At 64.9% G+C, this 18,945-nt stretch carries 20 protein-coding genes; 7 read left to right on the top strand and 13 right to left on the bottom strand.

From position 1 onward, the window contains the following. Positions 1-115 precede the first annotated feature (115 nt). Both bfr and RXV95_RS00500 read left to right on the top strand, forming a co-directional pair. Positions 116-598 carry a bacterioferritin gene (gene bfr / locus RXV95_RS00495; RefSeq protein ID WP_338467071.1) on the top strand — a complete coding sequence of 161 codons (483 nt, stop codon included), beginning with the start codon at positions 116-118 and terminating at the stop codon, positions 596-598. A gap of 135 nt (positions 599-733) precedes the next feature. Then, entirely contained in the window at positions 734-1,915 is a 1,182-nt protein-coding gene (locus RXV95_RS00500; protein ID WP_338467072.1) for a CoA transferase, read from the top strand. 42 nt (positions 1,916-1,957) lie between these two features. On the opposite strand, the gene RXV95_RS00505 is transcribed toward RXV95_RS00500, so the two are convergent. The 12 genes from RXV95_RS00505 to RXV95_RS00560 form a co-directional block, all read right to left on the bottom strand. After that, positions 1,958-2,257: a hypothetical protein gene (locus tag RXV95_RS00505; RefSeq protein ID WP_338467073.1), complete on the bottom strand. Its 300-nt coding sequence runs from the start codon at positions 2,255-2,257 to the stop codon at positions 1,958-1,960. Between the two features lie 62 nt (positions 2,258-2,319). Further along, positions 2,320-2,640 (bottom strand): hypothetical protein, encoded by a 321-nt coding sequence (locus RXV95_RS00510; protein WP_338467074.1) that lies wholly within the window; start codon positions 2,638-2,640, stop codon positions 2,320-2,322. 87 nt (positions 2,641-2,727) lie between these two features. Continuing rightward, positions 2,728-3,720: a right-handed parallel beta-helix repeat-containing protein gene (locus RXV95_RS00515; RefSeq protein ID WP_338467075.1), complete on the bottom strand. Its 993-nt coding sequence runs from the start codon at positions 3,718-3,720 to the stop codon at positions 2,728-2,730. A 77-nt stretch (positions 3,721-3,797) separates the two neighbouring features. Beyond that, positions 3,798-4,079, bottom strand: coding sequence for a hypothetical protein (locus RXV95_RS00520; protein ID WP_338467076.1), 282 nt, complete (start codon positions 4,077-4,079; stop codon positions 3,798-3,800). Then, positions 4,076-4,288 (bottom strand): toxin-antitoxin system HicB family antitoxin, encoded by a 213-nt coding sequence (locus RXV95_RS00525; RefSeq protein WP_338467077.1) that lies wholly within the window; start codon positions 4,286-4,288, stop codon positions 4,076-4,078. Before RXV95_RS00525 ends, RXV95_RS00520 begins: the two co-directional genes overlap by 4 nt. Before the next feature lie 6 nt (positions 4,289-4,294). After that, on the bottom strand, positions 4,295-5,209 hold the full coding sequence (locus tag RXV95_RS00530) for an SPFH domain-containing protein (RefSeq protein WP_338467078.1): 915 nt from the start codon (positions 5,207-5,209) through the stop codon (positions 4,295-4,297). A 114-nt stretch (positions 5,210-5,323) separates the two neighbouring features. Further along, a complete protein-coding gene (gene recQ / locus RXV95_RS00535; protein ID WP_338467079.1) occupies positions 5,324-7,096 on the bottom strand; it encodes a DNA helicase RecQ in 1,773 nt (590 codons plus the stop codon). 72 nt (positions 7,097-7,168) lie between these two features. Next, positions 7,169-7,951: a hypothetical protein gene (locus RXV95_RS00540; RefSeq protein ID WP_338467080.1), complete on the bottom strand. Its 783-nt coding sequence runs from the start codon at positions 7,949-7,951 to the stop codon at positions 7,169-7,171. A gap of 88 nt (positions 7,952-8,039) precedes the next feature. Then, positions 8,040-10,688, bottom strand: coding sequence for a methionine synthase (gene metH / locus RXV95_RS00545; RefSeq protein WP_338467081.1), 2,649 nt, complete (start codon positions 10,686-10,688; stop codon positions 8,040-8,042). Positions 10,689-10,791: 103 nt separating this feature from the next. Beyond that, on the bottom strand, positions 10,792-11,841 hold the full coding sequence (locus tag RXV95_RS00550; protein ID WP_338467082.1) for a homocysteine S-methyltransferase family protein: 1,050 nt from the start codon (positions 11,839-11,841) through the stop codon (positions 10,792-10,794). Continuing rightward, positions 11,838-12,779 (bottom strand): methylenetetrahydrofolate reductase [NAD(P)H], encoded by a 942-nt coding sequence (gene metF / locus RXV95_RS00555; protein WP_338467083.1) that lies wholly within the window; start codon positions 12,777-12,779, stop codon positions 11,838-11,840. The genes RXV95_RS00550 and metF overlap by 4 nt, the downstream gene beginning before the upstream one ends. Next, complete coding sequence (locus tag RXV95_RS00560; protein ID WP_338467084.1) at positions 12,776-13,777, bottom strand: metalloregulator ArsR/SmtB family transcription factor; 1,002 nt, start codon at positions 13,775-13,777, stop codon at positions 12,776-12,778. Before RXV95_RS00560 ends, metF begins: the two co-directional genes overlap by 4 nt. Before the next feature lie 198 nt (positions 13,778-13,975). Between RXV95_RS00560 and RXV95_RS00565 the strand changes: the two genes are divergently transcribed. Both RXV95_RS00565 and RXV95_RS00570 read left to right on the top strand, forming a co-directional pair. Beyond that, complete coding sequence (locus tag RXV95_RS00565; protein WP_338467085.1) at positions 13,976-14,356, top strand: hypothetical protein; 381 nt, start codon at positions 13,976-13,978, stop codon at positions 14,354-14,356. A gap of 94 nt (positions 14,357-14,450) precedes the next feature. Continuing rightward, a complete protein-coding gene (locus RXV95_RS00570; protein WP_338467086.1) occupies positions 14,451-14,684 on the top strand; it encodes a hypothetical protein in 234 nt (77 codons plus the stop codon). Here the strand turns inward: RXV95_RS00570 and RXV95_RS00575 are convergent. Further along, the gene (locus tag RXV95_RS00575; RefSeq protein WP_338467087.1) at positions 14,681-15,442 is read right to left on the bottom strand and encodes a helix-turn-helix domain-containing protein; all 762 of its coding nucleotides are present in this window, start codon (positions 15,440-15,442) and stop codon (positions 14,681-14,683) included. The two genes, RXV95_RS00570 and RXV95_RS00575, sit on opposite strands and share 4 nt — an antisense overlap. A gap of 106 nt (positions 15,443-15,548) precedes the next feature. Here RXV95_RS00575 and RXV95_RS00580 point away from each other — a divergent pair, with 106 nt between their 5' ends. Genes RXV95_RS00580 through RXV95_RS00590 form a run of 3 tightly spaced genes read left to right on the top strand, consistent with a single transcriptional unit; the run spans position 15,549 to position 18,910 of the window. Then, the gene (locus tag RXV95_RS00580) at positions 15,549-16,466 is read left to right on the top strand and encodes an SDR family NAD(P)-dependent oxidoreductase (RefSeq protein ID WP_338467088.1); all 918 of its coding nucleotides are present in this window, start codon (positions 15,549-15,551) and stop codon (positions 16,464-16,466) included. 10 nt (positions 16,467-16,476) lie between these two features. Next, the gene (locus tag RXV95_RS00585) at positions 16,477-17,664 is read left to right on the top strand and encodes an acyl-CoA dehydrogenase family protein (RefSeq protein WP_338467089.1); all 1,188 of its coding nucleotides are present in this window, start codon (positions 16,477-16,479) and stop codon (positions 17,662-17,664) included. Positions 17,665-17,680: 16 nt separating this feature from the next. Next, a complete protein-coding gene (locus RXV95_RS00590; RefSeq protein ID WP_338467090.1) occupies positions 17,681-18,910 on the top strand; it encodes a CoA transferase in 1,230 nt (409 codons plus the stop codon). The last annotated feature ends 35 nt before the right edge of the window (positions 18,911-18,945 follow it).

The following is an 18,945-nucleotide window of genomic DNA, read 5'->3' on the forward strand; positions in this document are numbered from 1 at the left end:
CGCGGCCTGAGTGAGACGGGCTTGATTGATGCGGCCGGCCTGATGCTGCGCCCTTGCTGCATCGCTTCGGCGCGCGCATAATCGGCAAAGGCCGAACCGCAACGGGAGCGACGCCATGAAGGGCGACAGTGCCGTCATCGATTTCCTCAACAAGGCCCTGCTGAACGAGCTGACCGCGATCAACCAGTACTGGCTGCACTATCGCATGCTCGACAACTGGGGCGTGAAGAAACTCGCCGAATTCGAACGCCACGAATCGATCGACGAGATGAAACACGCCGACATGCTGGCCGACCGCATCCTGTTCCTTGAAGGGCTGCCCAATTTCCAGGCGATCGGCCGCCTGAAGATCGGCGAAGGCGTGGAAGAGATCGTCAGGGCCGATCTCGCGCTCGAACACGAGGCGATTCCCTTGCTGAAAGAGGCGATCGCCCATTGCGAGGCGGTTCGCGACTATGTCAGCCGCGAAATCTTCGAACGCATCCTCGAAAGCGAGGAAGAGCATGTCGATACGCTGGAAAAGCAGCTCGACATGATCGAGCGCATGGGCATCCAGAACTATGTCCAGATGAACAGCGAGGCACCCGAAGCCGGATAGGTCCGCCCCGCGCGTTCCCCCGTCGCGCGCCCGCATCTCGATGCGCGCCGGTGTGTGGCAATTCGCACCGATGCGGTTATATCCACCCCCGCAATCCGCCCCGCAGAGGCCGGAAGAAGAGGGATGAGCGCCTGCATGACACGCACCGAAACGCCTGCTCCGCGAATGCTCGAAGGTATCCGCATCGCCGACATGACATCGGTGGTGTTCGGCCCGCACGCCACGCAGATGCTGGCCGATCTCGGCGCGGAGGTGATCAAGATCGAACCGCCGGGCGGCGAGATCTTCCGCCGCGTTGGCGCCAATCCGGATACGCCCACGATGGGCGCGTGCCATATGCTGCTCAACCGGGGGAAAGAAGCCATCGCGCTCGACCTGAAGGCAGAGGACGATTGCCGGGTGATGCACGAACTGCTCGGCACGGTCGACGTGTTCATCCACAACGTGCGCGGCAAGGCGATGGATCGGCTGGGTTTCGGATACGAAGCGGTGAAAGCCCTGAACCCCGCGATCATCTATGTCCACGGCGTGGGCTTCGGCTCCGACGGACCATATGCCGATTTCCAGGCTTATGACGACGTGATCCAGGCTGCATCGGGCACCGCGACGCTGCTGCCGCGCGCCGACGGCAACCCCGCGCCGCGCTATTTCCCGTCGCTCGTCGCAGACAAGATCGCCGGGCACTACGGCACGCAGGCGGTGCTGGCGGCGCTGGTGCACAAGCTGCGCACGGGCGAAGGGCAATTCGTGGAAGTGCCCATGTTCGAAGCCTTCACCCACTTCATGATGGTCGAGCATTTCTATCGCGGGACGTTTGCGGACAATCCGGAAGAGTTCGGCTATCCGCGCCAGCTCGATCCCAATCGCCAGCCCTTTCCCACCGCCGACGGACATATTTCCATCGTGCCCTATCACGACGGCAGCATCGTGAAGACCTTCGAACTGATCGGCGCGGCGGACCTGCTGGACGATCCGCGCTTCGCCACCACGATGGACCGATACAGGAACATCACGCAGATCTATGTGGAGATCGGCAAGCGCACCCCCGCGAAGACCACTGCGGAATGGATGGACCTGCTCAACGCCGCGGGCGTCCCCGCGATGCAGGTGCGCGACCTTGCCGACCTGCCGAACGACCCGCATCTGCAGGCGGTGGGCTTCTTCCGCGAGCGCGAGCATCCGCTGGCCGGGCGCTTCACGGAAGTGCGCGCGCCGGTACGATACGGTGCCGATCCCGACCGCACGCTGGGCCTTGCGCCCGAAGTGGACCAGGACGGCGAAGCGATCCGCGCGCGGCTGCAAAAGCGGCCCGGCTGAAAGGCGGGGGCAGCCCGCGCCGCCCCCGCGCCCTCATACCGGTCAGCCTTGTCGCATCAGCATGGCGACGATGCCGGCGACCACCAGCGCCACGAATGCCAGCATCGTCACGGCATCGCGCCAGCCGATCGGATCGATGCGCTGTTTGCGGAACAGGCGATAGCCCGCCGCCAGCCGTTCGTTGCTGGCCAGCATGGCCACATCGTAGGAACTGGCCTCTTGCCGGTACCACGTCAGCAGTTCTTCCAGCGCCTCGGAATCGACGTGGGGATAGGCCGCAAGCGTCGCCTCTATGCGCGCGCGGCGATCGTCGGCGGAGGGTCCGCCGCTCGTATCGGTCATGATCGGATCTCCTGATCGGAAAGGGACGCGCCGCGCCATTGCGGCGCGACGGGCTGTTCCGGTCAGGCAGGCGGTGCGCGCGGCCCCGGCCGCAGCAGCAACAGGTCCGGGAACGGCGGGCCGGTCGATTCGGGACGGACGCGCCATCGCGGCTGCATCGCTGTCGCGACCGCCGGGCGGCGTACCGGAACCGTGCGCGCACCGGCGATAGGTTCGGGCACGACGGTTTGCCGTGCGGTTTCGCCGCGCCGCTCTGTCACCAGCGCGACTTCGACGGTGGATGCGCTGAAGGCCGATCCGTGCTGCGGCGCGACGCTCAACCGCCAGGGTTGCGCCGCCTGCAAGCCGATCACGGCAAGCGCCAGCGCCGCGAACAGGCGCAAGTGCAAAACCGCTGGGCGACAGGCAGACATGGCTATTGCGCTATAATGTGCGCGCCCGATGCGCAAGCGCGCACCGGAGGCTTGACCCTAGCGGCGGTCGCGCGCCTTCAGCCCGATACCCAGGCGGTTGCCCTGCAAGGTAATGTCGTCGCCGGTCCAGTCGGACACGAACACGGTGTTGCGATCGACGCCGGGCGCAAGGCGGGCGTCGTTGTCTTCCACCAGCAGCCCGTTCGCGCTGTGCGTATGCCCTTCCGCGCCCACGGCGATGAAGGTGCTGTAGTTCTCCTTGTCCTGCCCCTGGACGAACCAGTTGCTGGAAATGCGCCCCGTCGCGCCTTCGGGAAGGTCGATCATGTAGTTCGTTGCGTGGCCGTGCGAATCGTCGAAAGAGTTGTCTTCGATGTCCACATGGCCGGCGCGCGACTTCACATAATGGCCGCCGGTGCCCTGTTCGAAACGGCTCTGCCGCACGGTCAGCATCCCGTAATTGCCGGTATAGATCGAATGCGCGCACGAAAGGCCGCGGTCGCACCGGCCAAGGCGCGTGAAGGTCGATTTTTCCACCAGCACCTGGTGCGCGGTATCGTCGCCCGTCAGGATGCCTTCCTCGCTGTCGCGAAACCAAGATTGCGAAACGCCCAGATCGCCATGTTCCAGCCGGATGCCCGCGCCGTTCCCGTCGGGCACGCGCAGGTTCTGGAAGATGATCCCCGTCACCCGCGCGGAACGGCCGCGCAGGACCAGCGCCGCCTTGCCCTCGCACGTCACCCCGTCGAACACCACCTGCCCCGGCTCTGCCGCGACATAGGCGACATCGCCGCCTTCCTGCACCGCGCACTGGCGATAGACGCCGGGCGCGATGCGGATCGTGCCCGATCCCGTGCCGATCCGGCTCACCGCCTGCTGTAGCGTGGCGAAATCCATGCCGGTGCCGTCAATGGTGAAGGGCGCGGGCGCGCGCGCCTGTGCCGCGACGATTCCGGCGGGGATCGCCGCCAGCGACAGCGCGCCAAGCGCGACAAGGCCGCGCCGCGAGGCGCGGTGGGCGCGAATGATCTGGACATATCTTTCGGGCATCAGGCAGTCCCCGGTCATTTTCCTGCGCCCGGCCTAGCGCAGAATGGTTAACTGCCCGTTAGGTGTGCGTGCCCAAGTCAGTCGCGGCGGCCCCATCGCCAACGCCACCCGCCGCGCGTTTTCGCGGCGTAGAGCGGCAGGGGAGCGAGCCCGACCAACACGATGGCGATTGCCTGCGCGGGTTGGTGACCGTGCAGCAGACGCGCGGCGCCAAGGATAGCCGCAACGTGAAGCGCCATCATTGCCCAGCCCTGCCATGCGATCGGCAGGCCGGCCCCCATGCCGAAGCGCTTCGGCGCGAACCATGCGCCGTCAGGCACCGGGTTCGCCGTGCCGGGTTTCGATCCGCGCCTGTTCATTTCTCCGTTCCTTCTGACTTCGGCGGCCGCCCGCGCCGGGGCGGCTCCGCCTTCGCAACCTTCACGCCGCGCCGCGACAGCGCGTCGCGCAGCAGGAATTCCACTTCGGCGTTGACCGAACGAAGGTCTGCCGCGGCGACCCGTTCCAGCGCATCGAACAGCGCCGGGTCGAGCCGCAGCGGAAAGGCCTTGCGGGGTTTCGCCGCCATGCCGCGTCAGCCCTGGTAGAGCGTGCCCGCGTTGACGACCGGCTGCGCATCGGATTCGCCGCAGAGCACGACCATCAGGTTGGAAACCATCGCCGCGCGGCGTTCGTCGTCAAGCTCCACCACGCTGTCCTCAGCCAGCTTGGTCAGCGCCATGTCGACCATGCTGACCGCGCCCAGCACCAGCTTGGCACGCGCCGCGATCACCGCTTCGGCCTGCTGGCGGCGCAGCATCGCCCCCGCGATCTCCGGCGCATAGGCAAGGTGGGTAAGGCCGCATTCGTCAACCGCCACACCCGCGACCGCCAGCCGCGCCTGCAGTTCCTGCTTCAGTTCGCCGCTCACTTCGTCATGGTGGCCGCGCAGCGTGACTTCGTTTTCCTCTATGTCGTCATAGGGATAGCGCGAGCCGATGGTGCGCACCGCGGCTTCGATCTGCACGTCCACGAACTCGCGGTAGTCGTCGATATCGAACAGCGCCTGCGCGGTGTCGGATACGCGCCACACCACCTGCGTCGCGATCTCGATCGGGTTGCCGCGCAGGTCGTTTACCTTGAGCTTTTCGGAAACCAGGTTGTTGGCGCGGACCGAAACGGTCTTGCGCATCATCCACGGCCAGACCCAGCGCAGCCCCGTTTCGCGGTCGGTCCCGCGATAGGCGCCGAACAGCGTGATCGCCGCCGCCTGGTTGGGCTGGATCATGTAGAAGCCCGACCAGCTGAGCAGCGCGACAAGCAAGCACAGCACCATCCACAGCACGTACCCGCCAAGCGGCATATCGGCCTTGGCCGCGGCGATGAAACGCACGAAACCCCAGATCGTAAGCGCGGTGAACACAAGCGCGGTCGCCAGCATGGCATAGCCGTTGAAGGTGGAAGCCGGGCGTTCCCGCGTCGGGTTCATAACCTTGATCGTGTCGGTCATTCTCAAAACCCCTGTAACGATAAAAATGTATCAATATGATATCATATTAATATCGCAAACGGGTTTCCGCAAGGATAATCGGATTCGCGATGCCCGGCCCGGGCAATGCCGCTTTCAGTGCTGGCGGACGACGGACAGGAAGGCCGCGCCATAGGCTTCGAGCTTTTTCGCGCCGATACCACTCATCTGGCCCATCTCGGCAAGGCTGGCCGGGCGCGTTGCGGCGATTTCGCGCAGCACCGAATCGTGGAAGATCACGTAAGGCGGCACGCCCGCTTCCTGCGCCAGGTCGCGCCGCAGAGCGCGCAGCGCATCGAACAGCGGATCGCCCACGGGATTGAGCGCGGAGGACGATCCTTTTCCCTTGCGCCGGGCGCGTTCGCGTTTGGGCGGCACAATCAGCGAAAGGTCCGCGTCCCCTTTCAGGATGCCGCGCGCTTCCGGTCCCAGCATCAGCCCGCCGTGTTCCGTCGTGCGCAGCGCATCGCGCACCAGCAGCGCGCGGCCGACGGGTTTCAGCAGCGCTGCCTCGTCTCCCTCCACGATGCCGAAAACGGAAAGCGCGTCATGCCCGTTGGACCGCGTGCGATCGCTGTGCTGGCCGGTGAGCACGCCTTCCACATAGCCCGCACCGAACATCTCGCCGGTGCGGAACACGGCGGAAAGGTATTTCTGCGCGGTCACGCTGGCATCCACCGCCTTGGGCGGAGACAGGCAGTTGTCGCAATTGCCGCAGCTTTCGGGCGGACGCTCCCCAAAGTGGCGCAGCAGCACCGCGCGGCGGCAGCCCGCGGTTTCGACCAGCGCGCCCAGCGCGGAAAGCCGGGCGCGTTCCCCTGTGCGCCGCGTCTCGTCCACTTCGGAAAGCCTCTGGCGCGCACGCGCGAAATCGTCCGCGCCCCACAGCAGCAAGGCGACCGAGGGATCGCCGTCGCGCCCCGCGCGGCCGGTTTCCTGGTAATAGCTCTCTATGGACTTTGGCAGGCCCGCATGGGCGACGAAGCGCACGTCCGGCTTGTCGATCCCCATGCCGAAGGCAACGGTGGCGACCATCACCATGTCCTCACTGGCGACGAAGGCCGCCTGGTTCGCCGCGCGCACATCGGGCGGCAATCCGGCATGGTAGGGCAGCACCTGCCGGCCATTGCCCGAAAGTTTTTCCGCCAGCCGCTCCACCCCCGCGCGCGTGGGCGCATAGACGATGCCCGGCCCCGGCTGTTCCGCCATCAGGCGTTCTATCTGGCGCAGCGGGTTATCGCGCGGGGTAATCGTGTAGCGGATGTTGGGCCGGTCGAACCCCGCGACGATCAGCCCCTCGGCCGGAATGCCAAGCTGGTCCAGGATATCTGCGCGCGTGTGCGCATCGGCCGTCGCGGTCAGCGCAAGGCGCGGCACTTGCGCAAAGGCGTCCATCATCGGGCGCAGCAGGCGATAGTCGGGGCGGAAATCGTGCCCCCATTCTGACACGCAATGCGCTTCGTCTATGGCGAAAAGCGCGATGCGGCATTGCTCCAGCAAATCGCGGAAGTGGCCCTGGCTGGCGCGTTCCGGCGCGACATAAAGCAGATCAAGCTCACCTGCGCGCATCCGCCGCACGGTTTCCGCCCTGTCCGTATCGACGCTGGTCAGCGTGGCGGCGCGGATGCCGTTGGCCTGCGCGGCGCGAAGCTGGTCATGCATCAGCGCGATCAGCGGCGAAACGACAACGCAGGTGCCGTCCAGCATGACGGCTGGAAGCTGGTAGGTCAGGCTCTTGCCCGCGCCGGTGGGCATGACCGCCAGCGTCGATTGGCCGTCCAGAACGCGCGACACCACGCGGTCCTGCACCCCGCGAAAGGCGCTGAAACCGAAAGTTGCGTGAAGGACATCGAGCGGGTCGGCAAGCATCGCGCCCACCGCCCTAGCCGCCGCGCCACCCCCGCGAAAGGGCGGCGGCGCGCACGGTCCACAGGTGCGGCCTTATTCGAACACCCCGCCCAGTCCGCCGCTTTCGCTGCCTTCCAGCGCCAGCTTCGTTTCAAGATAGATCGACGTCAGCAGAGAATAGACGACCATCATCATGATCCATCCGAAAATCACGCTAAACACGAAACCCACCGGCGTTCCTTCCGCGCGCAGCATACCGGCCGCGCCCGCAGAGCCGCCGATTGCGCCGGCCATGCCCCCGGCAAACATGATGGGAACATAGATAATGACAACCGCGACGATCAGGACCGCCAGGATCTTCCAGCGCGCACCCTTGGTCAGCGCGCGGCTGCGCCCGAAGCTGGCGAACACGCCGCCGCCCTCTCCGATCAGGACAGGCAGGCAAACCGCCCACATCGCGACAAGGATCAGGCCCGGAACGATCAGCAGCGCGAAGCCCAGCGAAATGCCGATGGTCCACAGGATCATCAGGCCCAGCACGGGAAGCGCATGACCCAGCCCGGCGCGAAACAGATCGCCGAGCGGCCCGCTCTCTCCACGTGCGGCGGAAAGAAAGCCGGAGATCGCGCCGCCGGCCAGCACCGCGCCGATCGCGAAACCGACAAACAGCATCGCCCAATACCACGGAGACAGGAAGATCGCGGCCGGATTGGCGGCATCGCCCGTGGCGGCAACCTTCAGCCTGCCCGTGGCCATGGTGTTCAGCCCTGCCGAAACGATCTGAAGCAGCAGGACGAAAACGCCGACCGTTCCGACCGAAGCGCCAAGAATGGAAAACGTGCGCGAAAGCGTGCGCCCGAACTGAAACCCTTCCATGAACCTCACCCCCTGTGATCGTTTCAACGGCAACCTACCGCTTTGCAGCGGGAATACAATCGCTTGGCCGCCCCAGGGCTGCGGGAATTCAGTCGAGGTTGGGCCGCAGCCATCGCTCCGCCGTCGCCAGATCGATGCCGCGCCGCGCGGCGTAGTCTTCCAACTGGTCGCGCCCGATGCGCGCCACGCCGAAATACTGGCTTTCGGGATGCCCGAAATAGAACCCGCTGACGGCGGACGTGGGCAGCATCGCGTTGCTCTCGGTCAGCGTCATCCCGGCATTGGCACCGGCGTCCAGCAGGTCGAACAGGATCGGCTTCAGGCTGTGATCGGGGCACGCGGGATATCCCGGCGCGGGACGGATGCCGCGATATTCCTCATGGATCAGGGCTTCGTTGGTAAATTGCTCGCCCGGCGCATAGGCCCACAAGGTGGTGCGCACGTGCTGGTGCAACCGTTCGGCAAAGGCCTCTGCAAAGCGGTCGGCCAGCGCTTTCAGCAGGATGTCCGAATAATCGTCGTGGTTCGCGCGGAAGCGTTCGATGTGCGGCTCTATCCCGTGGATCGCCACCGCGAACCCGCCGATCCAGTCGCCTGCGGGATCGATGAAGTCGGCCAGGCAGAAGTTCGCGCGGTCACGGCTCTTGCGGATCTGCTGGCGCAGGAAGGGCAGGCGCAGGTGGCGTTCTTCCTCTGCCAGGTAAAGCTCCACATCGTCGCCGTCGCGCGCGCAGGGCCAGAAACCGCAGACGCCTTTTGCCGTCAGCCACTTTTCCGAAACGATCCGGTCCAGCATCGCGCGCGCATCGTCGAACAGCGCCCGCGCGCTTTCGCCCACGACCTTGTCGGAAAGAATCGAAGGGTACGTGCCCGCCAGTTCCCACGCGCGGAAAAACGGCGTCCAGTCGAAACAGTCCACCAGATCCTTCAGGTCCCAGTCGGCAAACACGTGGATGCCGGGATTTTCGGGCGGCGGCGCCTTTTCCGACATGTCCGCCTTGAACGAATTGGCGCGCGCGTCTTCCAGGCTCAGCAGCACGGAACCCGTCTTGCCCGCGCGCACGTCGCGGATATGCGCGTATTCCTGCGCGGTCGCCTCCACGAAGCCTTCGGCCTGCGTGTCCGAAAGAAGCTGCGATGCAACGCCCACCGCGCGGCTGGCGTCCAGCACGTGCACCACCGGGCCTTCATAGGCCGGATCGATGCGCAGCGCGGTGTGGACCTTGCTGGTGGTCGCGCCGCCGATCAGCAGCGGAATGGTGAACCCGGCGCGCTGCATTTCCTCGGCCACCGTCACCATCTCGTCCAGCGACGGCGTGATCAGGCCCGAAAGGCCGATCATGTCGGCATCATGTTCCTTCGCGGTGTCGAGGATCGTCTGGTATGGCACCATCACGCCCAGATCGATCACTTCATAGCCGTTGCACTGAAGCACCACGCCCACAATGTTCTTGCCGATATCGTGAACGTCGCCCTTCACGGTGGCCATCACGATCACGCCCTTGGACTTTGCGCCCTCTTCCTTTTCCGCTTCGATGAAGGGAATCAGGTGCGCCACCGCCTTTTTCATCACGCGGGCGGATTTCACCACTTGCGGCAGGAACATCTTGCCCGCGCCGAACAGGTCGCCCACGGTGTTCATGCCCGCCATCAGCGGCCCTTCGATCACTTCGATCGGACGCCCGCCAGCTTCGGCGCGGGCAAGGCGCGCTTCTTCGGTGTCTTCCACGATGTGGCTGTCGATGCCCTTGACGAGCGCGTGTTCCAGCCGACGCACCACGTCCCAGCCGCGCCATTCCTCTGCCTGACGGGCTACCTCCGCCTTGTCTTGCCCCTTGTAGCTTTCTGCCAGGTCTATGAGCCGTTCTGTCGCTGTCTGGTCGCCTTCAACCGGCCGCATAAGGATCACGTCTTCGCAGGCATCGCGCAGCACGGGGTCTATCGTATCGTAGATGTCGATCTGCCCGGCGTTGACGATCGCCATGTCCAGTCCGGCGCGGATCGCATGGTACAAGAACACCGAGTGCATCGCGCGGCGCACCGGCTCGTTCCCGCGGAAACTGAACGACAGGTTGGAAAGCCCGCCCGAACAATGGACGTGCGAGCACTTTTCCTTGATCTCGCCCACTGCTTCGATGAAGTCGAGCGCATAGCGGTCATGCTCTTCGATCCCGGTCGCCACGGCGAAGATGTTGGGATCGAAGATGATGTCTTCCGGCGGAAAACCGATGCCCGTCAGCAGGTTATAGGCGCGTTCGCAAATCTCGACCTTGCGCTGTTTGGTGTCGGCCTGGCCCTTCTCGTCGAAAGCCATGACCACCACCGCCGCGCCATAATTCATGCACAGCCGCGCCTGATCCAGAAAGGCTTCCTCGCCCTCTTTCATGGAGATCGAATTGACGATGGGCTTGCCCGAAACGCACTTCAGCCCCGCTTCGATCACGTCGAACTTGGAACTGTCGATCATCACCGGCACGCGCGCGATGTCCGGCTCTGCCGCGATCAGCTTCAGGAACGTGGTCATCGCGTGAACCGCGTCGAGCAGCCCCTCGTCCATGTTCACGTCGATCACCTGCGCCCCGTTTTCGACCTGCTGGCGCGCGACTTCGACGGCGGCGGCATAATCGTCGGCAAGGATCAGCTTCTTGAACTTCGCAGAGCCGGTAACGTTGGTGCGTTCGCCGACGTTGACGAATCTTGCCGTCGAATCGGGGCGGGCGGTGGATTCCTGAGTCATTCTTCACCTTGAATCGTCATCCCGGCGCAAACCGGGATCGCGGGCCGCCTGGTGCGACCCTGTTTCCAGCGGTCCCGGCCTGTGCCGGGACGATGCGAGATTGCTATTGCGCCATCACGAAAGGCTCCAGCCCGGCAAGCCGCGTCACCGGATCGGGGTGCGGCAGCTTGCGCGGTGGCAGCCCTTCTATCGCCTTGGCCATTGCGGCGATGTGTCCGGGGGTCGATCCGCAACAGCCGCCCAGCACGTTGACCTGCCCGTGCTCGGCCCATTCGCGCACCAGCGCGGCGGTGGTTTCGGGCATCTCGTCATATTCGCCCAGTTCGTTGGGCAGCCCGGCGTTCGGATAGACCATGACCAGCGTATCGGCGATGGCGGAAAGCGCGCGCACGTGCGGGCGAAGCTGCGCCGCGCCGAACGAGCAGTTGAGGCCCACCGTCACCGGCTTCGCATGGCGCACCGCGTACCAGAACGCCTCTACCGTGTGGCCCGAAAGGTTGCGGCCCGACAGGTCGGTAAGCGTCATCGACAGCATCAGCGGCACGTCGCGCCCCAGCTCTCGCTCAAGCCGCTTGACCGCCATGATCCCGGCCTTGGCGTTCAGCGTGTCGAACACCGTTTCGATCAGGATGAAATCCGCCCCGCCTTCGACCAGCGCGGCCGCCTGTTCGTGATAAACGTCGACAAGGAAATCCCAGTCGATCTCGCGAAAGCCCGGATCGTTGACGTCGGGCGAAAGCGAAAGCGTCTTATTGGTCGGCCCGATCGCACCGGCAACGAAGCGCGGGCGTCCGTCCTTCGCCTGATATTCGTCCGCCAGCTTGCGCGCGATTGCGGCCGATGCGCGGTTGATATCGCCGACAAGGTGTTCCGCGCCGTAATCTGCCTGGCTGATGCGGTTCGCGGAAAAGGTGTTCGTCGAAACAATATCCGAACCCGCATCCAGGTAGGCGCGCGTTATCGATTCCGGAACTTCGGGCTTCGACAGGGCCAGTATGTCATTGTTGCCCTTCTGGTCCTTCGACAGGCCGAGCGACCCTGTATAGTCCGCTTCTCCCAGCTTCCAGCCCTGGATTTCGGTGCCGAAGGCGCCGTCGGTCAGCAGGATGCGCTTTGCCGCCTCGGCAAATAACTGTTCACGCTTGCCGGTCATGCCGCGGCCTCCAGTGCAGGTAGTTTCGGACGCAGGCCAAGCAGGTGGCAGATCGCATAGCTCAGTTCCGCGCGGTTCAGTGTGTAGAAGTGGAAATCGCGCACCCCGCCGGCATAGAGGCGGCGGCAGAACTCGGCCGCAATCGTCGCGGCGACGAGCTGGCGCGCGGGCGGATGCGTGTCGAGCCCTTCGAACAGCCCTTCCATCCACGACGGGATCGCCGCACCGCAGGCGGCGGCGAACTTGCGCGTCTGCGCAACGTTGGACACGGGCAGGATGCCGGGGATCACCGGTGCATCTATGCCCGCCGCCGCAAGCCGGTCCCGAAAGCGGAAGAACGTTTCCGCATCGAAGAAGAACTGCGTGATCGCGCGGCTTGCCCCGGCGTCGAGCTTGCGCTTCAGGTTGTCGAGGTCCGCCTGCGGACTGGCCGCATCCGGGTGCGTCTCGGGATAGGCGGCAACCGAAATCTCGAACGGGGCGATCTCTTTCAGGCCCGTCACAAGTTCCGCGGCGTTGGCATAGCCTTCGGGATGGGGCGTGAAGGGCACACCCGGCGCGCCCATGTCTCCGCGCAGCGCGACGACATGGCGCACGCCCGCTTCCCAATAGGCTTCCGCGACTTCGCGGATTTCGGCCTTGCTCGCGTCCACGCAAGTCAGGTGCGCGGCAGCGGGCAAGCGCGCTTCGCCGATGATCCGCGCGACCGTGCCATGCGTGCGGTCGCGCGTCGAACCGCCCGCGCCATAAGTCACCGAAACGAACTGCGGCCCCAGTGGCGCAAGCGTTGTCACCACTTCCCACAGCTGGCTCATCAACGCGTCGGTCTTTGGCGGAAAGAATTCGAACGATACGCGGATGTCGCCGGGCAATCCGGCGAACAGCGGCGTATCGAGCGCGGTTCGCGCCTCGCGAAGCTGGTCGTAACTGGCAATCATGGTCGGGATCCCGTCTGGGCGCGGCGCGGGTCGAGGCGCGTCACGCTGTCTTCGCGGCGCAGGCCGCTCCACAATTTCACGATAAGCTGGTGGCCGGGCAGCGCGCGCTCTTCACCCGGCGTGAAGCCGGCGCGATCCAGCATCGCGGTGACTTGCGCATCGGAAAAGCCGAGACGCGCATGGGCGTGGCGTTCGCGCAGTTCTTCGCGGTCGTGCGCGGCGAAGTCCACGATGAACACCCGCCCGCCCGGCGCCGTGACGCGCGCCGCTTCCGCGATGACCGCTGCCGGGTCCTGCGCATAATGCAGAACCTGGTGGAACAGAACCGTGTCGAACCCGGCGTTTTCGAATGGCAGGTTGGAAAAGTCGCCCTGCACCAGGTCCACCGTGCCGGCGGGCAGGTGCTGCAGGTGCGTGCGCGCAATGCGCAACATCTCGGGGCTCTTGTCGAAGGCGACCGCATGTTCGGCGCGCGGCGCGAACAGTTCGACCATGCGCCCGGTGCCCGTGCCGATATCGAGCAACTGGCCCAGCGAGGCTTCGCCCAGCATGTCGGCCAAAGCGCGCTCCACCGGCCCGTCCTCGATATGCAGGCTGCGCAATTCGTCCCATTCGGACGCGTGACGCGCGAAGTAGTCTTCCGCACTCGCTTCGCGCGATGCGCGGATGGCATCGAGGTGCTGGCGGTCTTCCGCGCATTGCCGCGCGAATTTGCCGTCCTCCGTCTCTGCCAGCGACAGTAACCGCGCGAACGCGGCGCCAAGCGGCTGCACCGCCGATTCGCTGACGGCGGCGCGCAGAAAGACCCAGCCGCCTTCGCGCCGCCGTTCCGCCAGCCCGGCATCGCACAGGATCTTTACGTGACGCGATACGCGCGGCTGGCTTTGCCCCAGGACTTGCGCCAGTTCACCAACGGCAAGCTCCATCCGCGCCAGTAGGCGCATGATGCGCAGCCGCGTGGGGTCGGCAAGCGATCGAAAGGCGTCAAGCGTGTCCATGGGAAGCGGGATATAAAGAAATCTTTATATCGTTCAATCTCTCTTGTTAGTATTATGCGGAAACGGCGCGAATTGCCCGATTGCGCCGTTTGCTTTCGTTGTACCGAACGGATAAACCTCGCCCATCCGCCTTGCCGCATGGACCCTGGTCCGTCCGGAAACATTCGGGTGGGACCGGTTTGGAAAAAGGGTCAACACATGAAGAAAATCGCTACCGTCGCTTTCGTTGCCACCGCGGCCCTGGCGCTTGCCGCCTGCGGCAAGTCCGATAACGCATCGGACTCCGCCACTGCCGACAACGTGGAAATGCCCGCTGACGACATGCCTGCCGGCGACGCTTCGATGGACGCTCCGGCGCCCGACGCCGCGATGACGGACGATGCCGCCCCCGCCGCCGATGCCTCGGCCGCTGCCGATTCGGCCGCCGAAGCCGCGCAGAAGGCCGCGGACAGCGCAGCCAGCGCCGCAGAGGCGGCAAAGGCAGCCGCGGCCGGTGTATCCGACACCGCGAACAACATCTCCGGTGCGGCCAAGACCGCCAAGACCGCGGTCAACGACGCGAAAAAGGCCGCCGAATAAGCCCGGCGGCGCCACGCGCGCCGCATTACGGATTTTCGAAGGGGTGGAAGGTCGCAACCTTCCACCCCTTTGCCTTATCGCCTAAGGTAATCCGATGAAGATCGCCCGCAGCCTGTTTGCCCTTTCCGCACTTGCCGCGCTGTCAGCTTGCGGCAGCAAGGACACCGATCCCGGCCCCGGAGGCGTAACCGTGGGTGAAGCGCGGACGCTGGACCAAGCGGCGGAGATGCTGGACAAGCGTCAGCTTCCCCCGAGCCCGCAAGCTGGCGACGCTTCGCAGGGCGCCGCGCCCCAGGCACCTGCCGCGACCGCAAGCGGAAATCCCTAGGCTGTTTCGTCGGCTGATTTGTCGCTGCCGATCGCCTTGGCCAGCGTCACCAGTCTTGCGCCAAGTTCCGCGATGGCACGCTTGTCGCGCCCGCCGCTGAAGATCGACGCGGACAGACAGAAACGCTGACCTTCGGGCATTCCGGGCACAACCGCACCAAGCGAGAGAACGCCTGCGTGCCCGTAACTGTCGTCAATCGCGTAACCGGCCTTTGCGGTATCGCGCACCTGCGCGGCATAGGCGGCGAACGCCAGCGCCCGCTGCCATCGCACGGCGGCGAACCGGCGCGCCAGTTCCGCCTCGTCCACGCTATCGGCGGCAGCCAGCGCCCGGCCGGTCGCCCCGCCGCCAAGCGGCTGGCGCTGACCTTCTGCCATGTGGATGCGCGTTGCCGCGCCGCTTTCCGCCAGCGCGACAAGCGCAATGCGCTCTCCCGCCACGACTTGCCACAGGCCGATGGCGGCATCTTCGCCTTCTGCCATCCGCGCAAGCGCGGGGCGCACGCTTGCGACAAAGCGCTGGGCTGCGCCGCGCAGAACCCCGCTTGCCGCCCAATCGGCAGCCAGCCGGTATCGCCTTCCCTCCCCGCCACGCAGCAGCAAACCTTCGGAAACAAGGGTGCGCAGCAGGTTCAGGCAGCTCGACGGGCTGAGGCCGGTTTCGCGTGCGATATCGGACAAGGTCATCGCATCGCCGCGCGCGGCAAGCAGGCGAAGAATCGCAAGAGCCTGCGAAACGGAGCGGACGGGACCTGTCATCGGCACAAGGATAGTTTTCAGTATTTTGAAAATCAATTCTCCATGTTGAAAACACGCTTGTGCCGCGTTACGGCTTCACCCAAGCTTGCAAGCGGGAGAGAATCACATGGCCGGAATGCTTGAAGGCAAAGTTGTCGCCATCACAGGGTCGGGGCGCGGCGTAGGCCGGGAAATCGCCCTGCTTTGCGCAAAGCACGGCGCTGCCGTCGTCGTGAACGATCCGGGCGTGGGCGGCGGCGGGGAAGGCGGCGATGCCGGCCCCGCGGAGCAGACCGTGAACGACATCGTCGCGGCGGGCGGCAAGGCACACGCCAACCTTGCCAGCGTGGCCGATCCGGCAGGGGCGGCCAGCATCGTCGAAGACGCGGTGCAGCGCTTCGGGCGGATCGACGCGGTGGTGAACAACGCCGGCGTCCTGCGCGACAGCATATGGCACAAGATGAGCCATGCCGACTGGCAGGCGGTGATCGACGTGAACCTTACCGGCCCGTTCAACGTGTCCAAGGCGGCAACGCCCTATTTCCGTGAACAGAAGTCGGGCAGTTTCATCCATTTCACGTCCACCAGCGGGCTGATCGGCAACATCGGCCAGGCAAACTATTCGGCGGCCAAGCTGGGCCTTGTCGCGCTGTCGCAGTCGATCGCGCTGGACATGGCGCGCGTGGGTGTGCGCTCGAACTGCATCGCTCCCTTCGCGTGGAGCCGGATGACCGCTTCGATCCCCGCCGAGACGCCCGATCAGAAGGAACGGGTCGAGCGGCTGAAAACGATGAGCGCGGACAAGATCGCGCCGCTGGTCGCCTATCTTGCATCCGATGCGTCAAAGGACGTGACCAACCAGATATTCTCGGTTCGCAAGAACGAGATCGTGCTGTTCAACAAACCGCGCCCGGTAAGGTCGATGACCAAGCTCGAAGGCTGGACGCCGGAAGCCATCGCCGAAGAACTGATCCCCGCGTTCCGCCCCAGCTTCGCCCGTGCCGATGAAGTGAGTGCCGACGTTTTCCCTTACGATCCGATCTGAGGACAGCCGCATGAACACCGGAATGCCCATAAACACCGGAATGGATGAAGAAACGTTCGAACAGTTCCTGGAGCAGCTGAACCGCTATGTTCGCGAACGGCTGATCCCCGCTGAACGCGAAGTCATCGAAAGCGACAATATCCCCGCCGACATCGTGCAGGAAATGCGCGACATGGGCCTGTTCGGGCTTACCATTCCCGAGGAATACGGCGGCGCGGGGATGAATATCAGCCAGTATGCGCGCTGCGTCCATGCGATCAGCTATGCGATGCCCGCGTTCCGATCGATGATTTCGATAAACATCGGCATGGGCTGTTCGGCATTGAAGAATGGGGGGACGGACCAGCAGAAGGCCGAATGGCTGCCCCGCCTTGCAGCTGGCGAAGTTGTCTGCTTCGGACTTACCGAACCAGGGTCCGGGTCGGATTCGGCCGGAATGCAGACCACCGCGACGCGGTCGGGCAACGGCTGGGTTCTGAACGGCACGAAACGCTATATCTCGAATTCGCCGAACGCGCGGATGGCGTTGATCATGGCGCGTACTTCGAAGGAAAACCTGCCAAAGAACGCGCATGTTTCGGCCTTCCTCGTCCCCGTCGAGACACCGGGCGTGACCATCGGCAAACGCGACAAGAAGATGGGCCAGGCCGGCGCGCTGATCGCGGATGTCATCCTTGAGGACGTGCACTTGCCCGCCGATGCCCTGTTGGGTCTGGAAGAAGGCAAGGGCTTCCCGATTGCGATGAAAAGCCTGGATAACGGGCGCATTTCCGTCGGTGCGATGGCGGCGGCGATGGCGCGCCGTGCGCTCGATTCGGCCATCCGTTACGCCAACGAGCGCAAGGCATTCGGCGAGCCCATCGCAAATTTCCAGCTGATCCAGCAGATGCTCGCCGAAAGCGAGATGGAAATCTACGCCGCCGAATGCACGATGGCGGACGTCACCCGCCGCGCCGACGCGGGCGAAAACGTGATTCGCAAGGCCGCCGAATTCAAGGTCTTCTCCAGCGAGATGTGCGGCCGCGTGGTCGACCGCGTGGTGCAGGTTTATGGCGGCGCAGGCTACCTTGCGGAATACGACGCAGAACGCTTCTTCCGCGATGCGCGCGTGCTGCGCATCTACGAAGGGACCACGCAGATCCTCTACCTCCAGATCGCCAAGCACATGCTGCGCGAATGGAAGGCGGAACACGGCTGAGGGAATACCTGGAACGATGTATGACCTGCTTTCCGGCCTGACCCTTGTCGAGGTCTCGTCTTTCGTCGCTTCGCCCACGGTCGGGCTCTATTGTGGCCAGTTCGGCGCCAATGTGATCCGCGTCGACCACGTCGCGGGGGGGCTCGACTACGATCGCTATATGCTGACGCGCGAGGGGCGCTCGCTTTCGTGGGAAAACCTCAACCGCACGAAAAAGAGCCTCGCGCTCGACCTGCGCAGCGGCGAAGGGCGCGAACTTGCCGTCGCACTGGCGGCAGAGGCCGGGCAGATGGTCACCAACCTGCCGGTGAACAGCTTCATGAGCCATGAGGCCGTGGCGGCGAAGCGGCCCGACCTCGTTTCCGTGCGCATCATGGGATGGCACGACGGGCGGCAGGCGATGGACTTCACCGTCCACGCGGCAAGCGGATATCCGCTGATGACCGGCCCGGCCGAGTGGGATGCGGAAAGCGCGCCGCCGGTCAATCAGCTGCTGCCGGCCTGGGACTTCATAACCGGGGCCTATTGCGCGTTCACGCTGCTGGCCGGGCTGCGCCATCGAGACAGGTCGGGCGAAGGCAGCGAGCTGCGGGTGCCGTTGGGCGATGTCGCCATGGGCACTGTCGCCAACAGCGGCGCAATGGCGGAAATGCTGTATCGCGGCGCAGACCGGGAACGGCTTGGCAATGCGATCTGGGGCGCGTTCGGCAAGGATTTCCGCAGCCGCGACGGCAAGCGCTTCATGGTCGCCGCGCTGACCCCGAAACAATGGGGCGGACTGATCGAGGCATTCGGCGTAAGCGAGGGAATCGCCGCGCTTGAAACGACGCTGGGCGTAAGGTTCGACAACGATCATGACCGTTTCGTCCATCGCGAAAGCCTTTTCGCGCTGTTCCAGAAAGCGGCGGATGCATTCGATTACGAAACGCTGGCCACCCGGCTGGCGAAAGCAGGCGCAACGTTCGAGCGATATCGCACCATGCACGAAGCGGCGAACGATCCGGTGCTGGTGGCGGACAATCCGCTGTTCGGTCCGTCGCCCGCGAACCCCAGCGGTTTCCATTATCCGGTGGCGCGCAGCTTCGCCAACATACCTGACCGCGAAGCAGGCGACCCGCTGCCCGCGCCCTATCTGGGCGAACACAGCGAACAGGTTCTGGCCGAAAACCTCGGGCTTTCCTCGGGCGAGATCGCCCGCCTGATAGACTGCGGCATCGTCCGCACCAGCGACAAGGACAACCGATGAGTTGCCCTTTGCGTCCGGTTCGAGCGAAGTCGAGC

The sequence above is a fragment of the Novosphingobium sp. ZN18A2 genome, from assembly GCF_036784765.1.
Classification (GTDB): Bacteria; Pseudomonadota; Alphaproteobacteria; order Sphingomonadales; family Sphingomonadaceae; genus Novosphingobium.

Bases quoted from the DNA above. Each gene is read 5' to 3' on its own strand.
- RXV95_RS00530 (WP_338467078.1), bottom strand. From the start codon at position 5,209: ATGACCGACACGATCAAGGTTATGAACCCGACGCGGGAACGCCCGGCT.
- RXV95_RS00575 (WP_338467087.1), bottom strand. From the start codon at position 15,442: ATGACAGGTCCCGTCCGCTCCGTTTCGCAGGCTCTTGCGATTCTTCGC.
- metF (WP_338467083.1), bottom strand. From the start codon at position 12,779: ATGATTGCCAGTTACGACCAGCTTCGCGAGGCGCGAACCGCGCTCGAT.
- RXV95_RS00500 (WP_338467072.1), top strand. From the start codon at position 734: ATGACACGCACCGAAACGCCTGCTCCGCGAATGCTCGAAGGTATCCGC.
- RXV95_RS00515 (WP_338467075.1), bottom strand. From the start codon at position 3,720: ATGCCCGAAAGATATGTCCAGATCATTCGCGCCCACCGCGCCTCGCGG.
- RXV95_RS00550 (WP_338467082.1), bottom strand. From the start codon at position 11,841: ATGACCGGCAAGCGTGAACAGTTATTTGCCGAGGCGGCAAAGCGCATC.
- recQ (WP_338467079.1), bottom strand. From the start codon at position 7,096: ATGCTTGCCGACCCGCTCGATGTCCTTCACGCAACTTTCGGTTTCAGC.
- RXV95_RS00540 (WP_338467080.1), bottom strand. From the start codon at position 7,951: ATGGAAGGGTTTCAGTTCGGGCGCACGCTTTCGCGCACGTTTTCCATT.
- RXV95_RS00525 (WP_338467077.1), bottom strand. From the start codon at position 4,288: ATGGCGGCGAAACCCCGCAAGGCCTTTCCGCTGCGGCTCGACCCGGCG.
- RXV95_RS00580 (WP_338467088.1), top strand. From the start codon at position 15,549: ATGGCCGGAATGCTTGAAGGCAAAGTTGTCGCCATCACAGGGTCGGGG.
- RXV95_RS00520 (WP_338467076.1), bottom strand. From the start codon at position 4,079: ATGAACAGGCGCGGATCGAAACCCGGCACGGCGAACCCGGTGCCTGAC.
- metH (WP_338467081.1), bottom strand. From the start codon at position 10,688: ATGACTCAGGAATCCACCGCCCGCCCCGATTCGACGGCAAGATTCGTC.
- RXV95_RS00505 (WP_338467073.1), bottom strand. From the start codon at position 2,257: ATGACCGATACGAGCGGCGGACCCTCCGCCGACGATCGCCGCGCGCGC.
- RXV95_RS00570 (WP_338467086.1), top strand. From the start codon at position 14,451: ATGAAGATCGCCCGCAGCCTGTTTGCCCTTTCCGCACTTGCCGCGCTG.
- bfr (WP_338467071.1), top strand. From the start codon at position 116: ATGAAGGGCGACAGTGCCGTCATCGATTTCCTCAACAAGGCCCTGCTG.
- RXV95_RS00585 (WP_338467089.1), top strand. From the start codon at position 16,477: ATGAACACCGGAATGCCCATAAACACCGGAATGGATGAAGAAACGTTC.
- RXV95_RS00560 (WP_338467084.1), bottom strand. From the start codon at position 13,777: ATGGACACGCTTGACGCCTTTCGATCGCTTGCCGACCCCACGCGGCTG.
- RXV95_RS00590 (WP_338467090.1), top strand. From the start codon at position 17,681: ATGTATGACCTGCTTTCCGGCCTGACCCTTGTCGAGGTCTCGTCTTTC.
- RXV95_RS00565 (WP_338467085.1), top strand. From the start codon at position 13,976: ATGAAGAAAATCGCTACCGTCGCTTTCGTTGCCACCGCGGCCCTGGCG.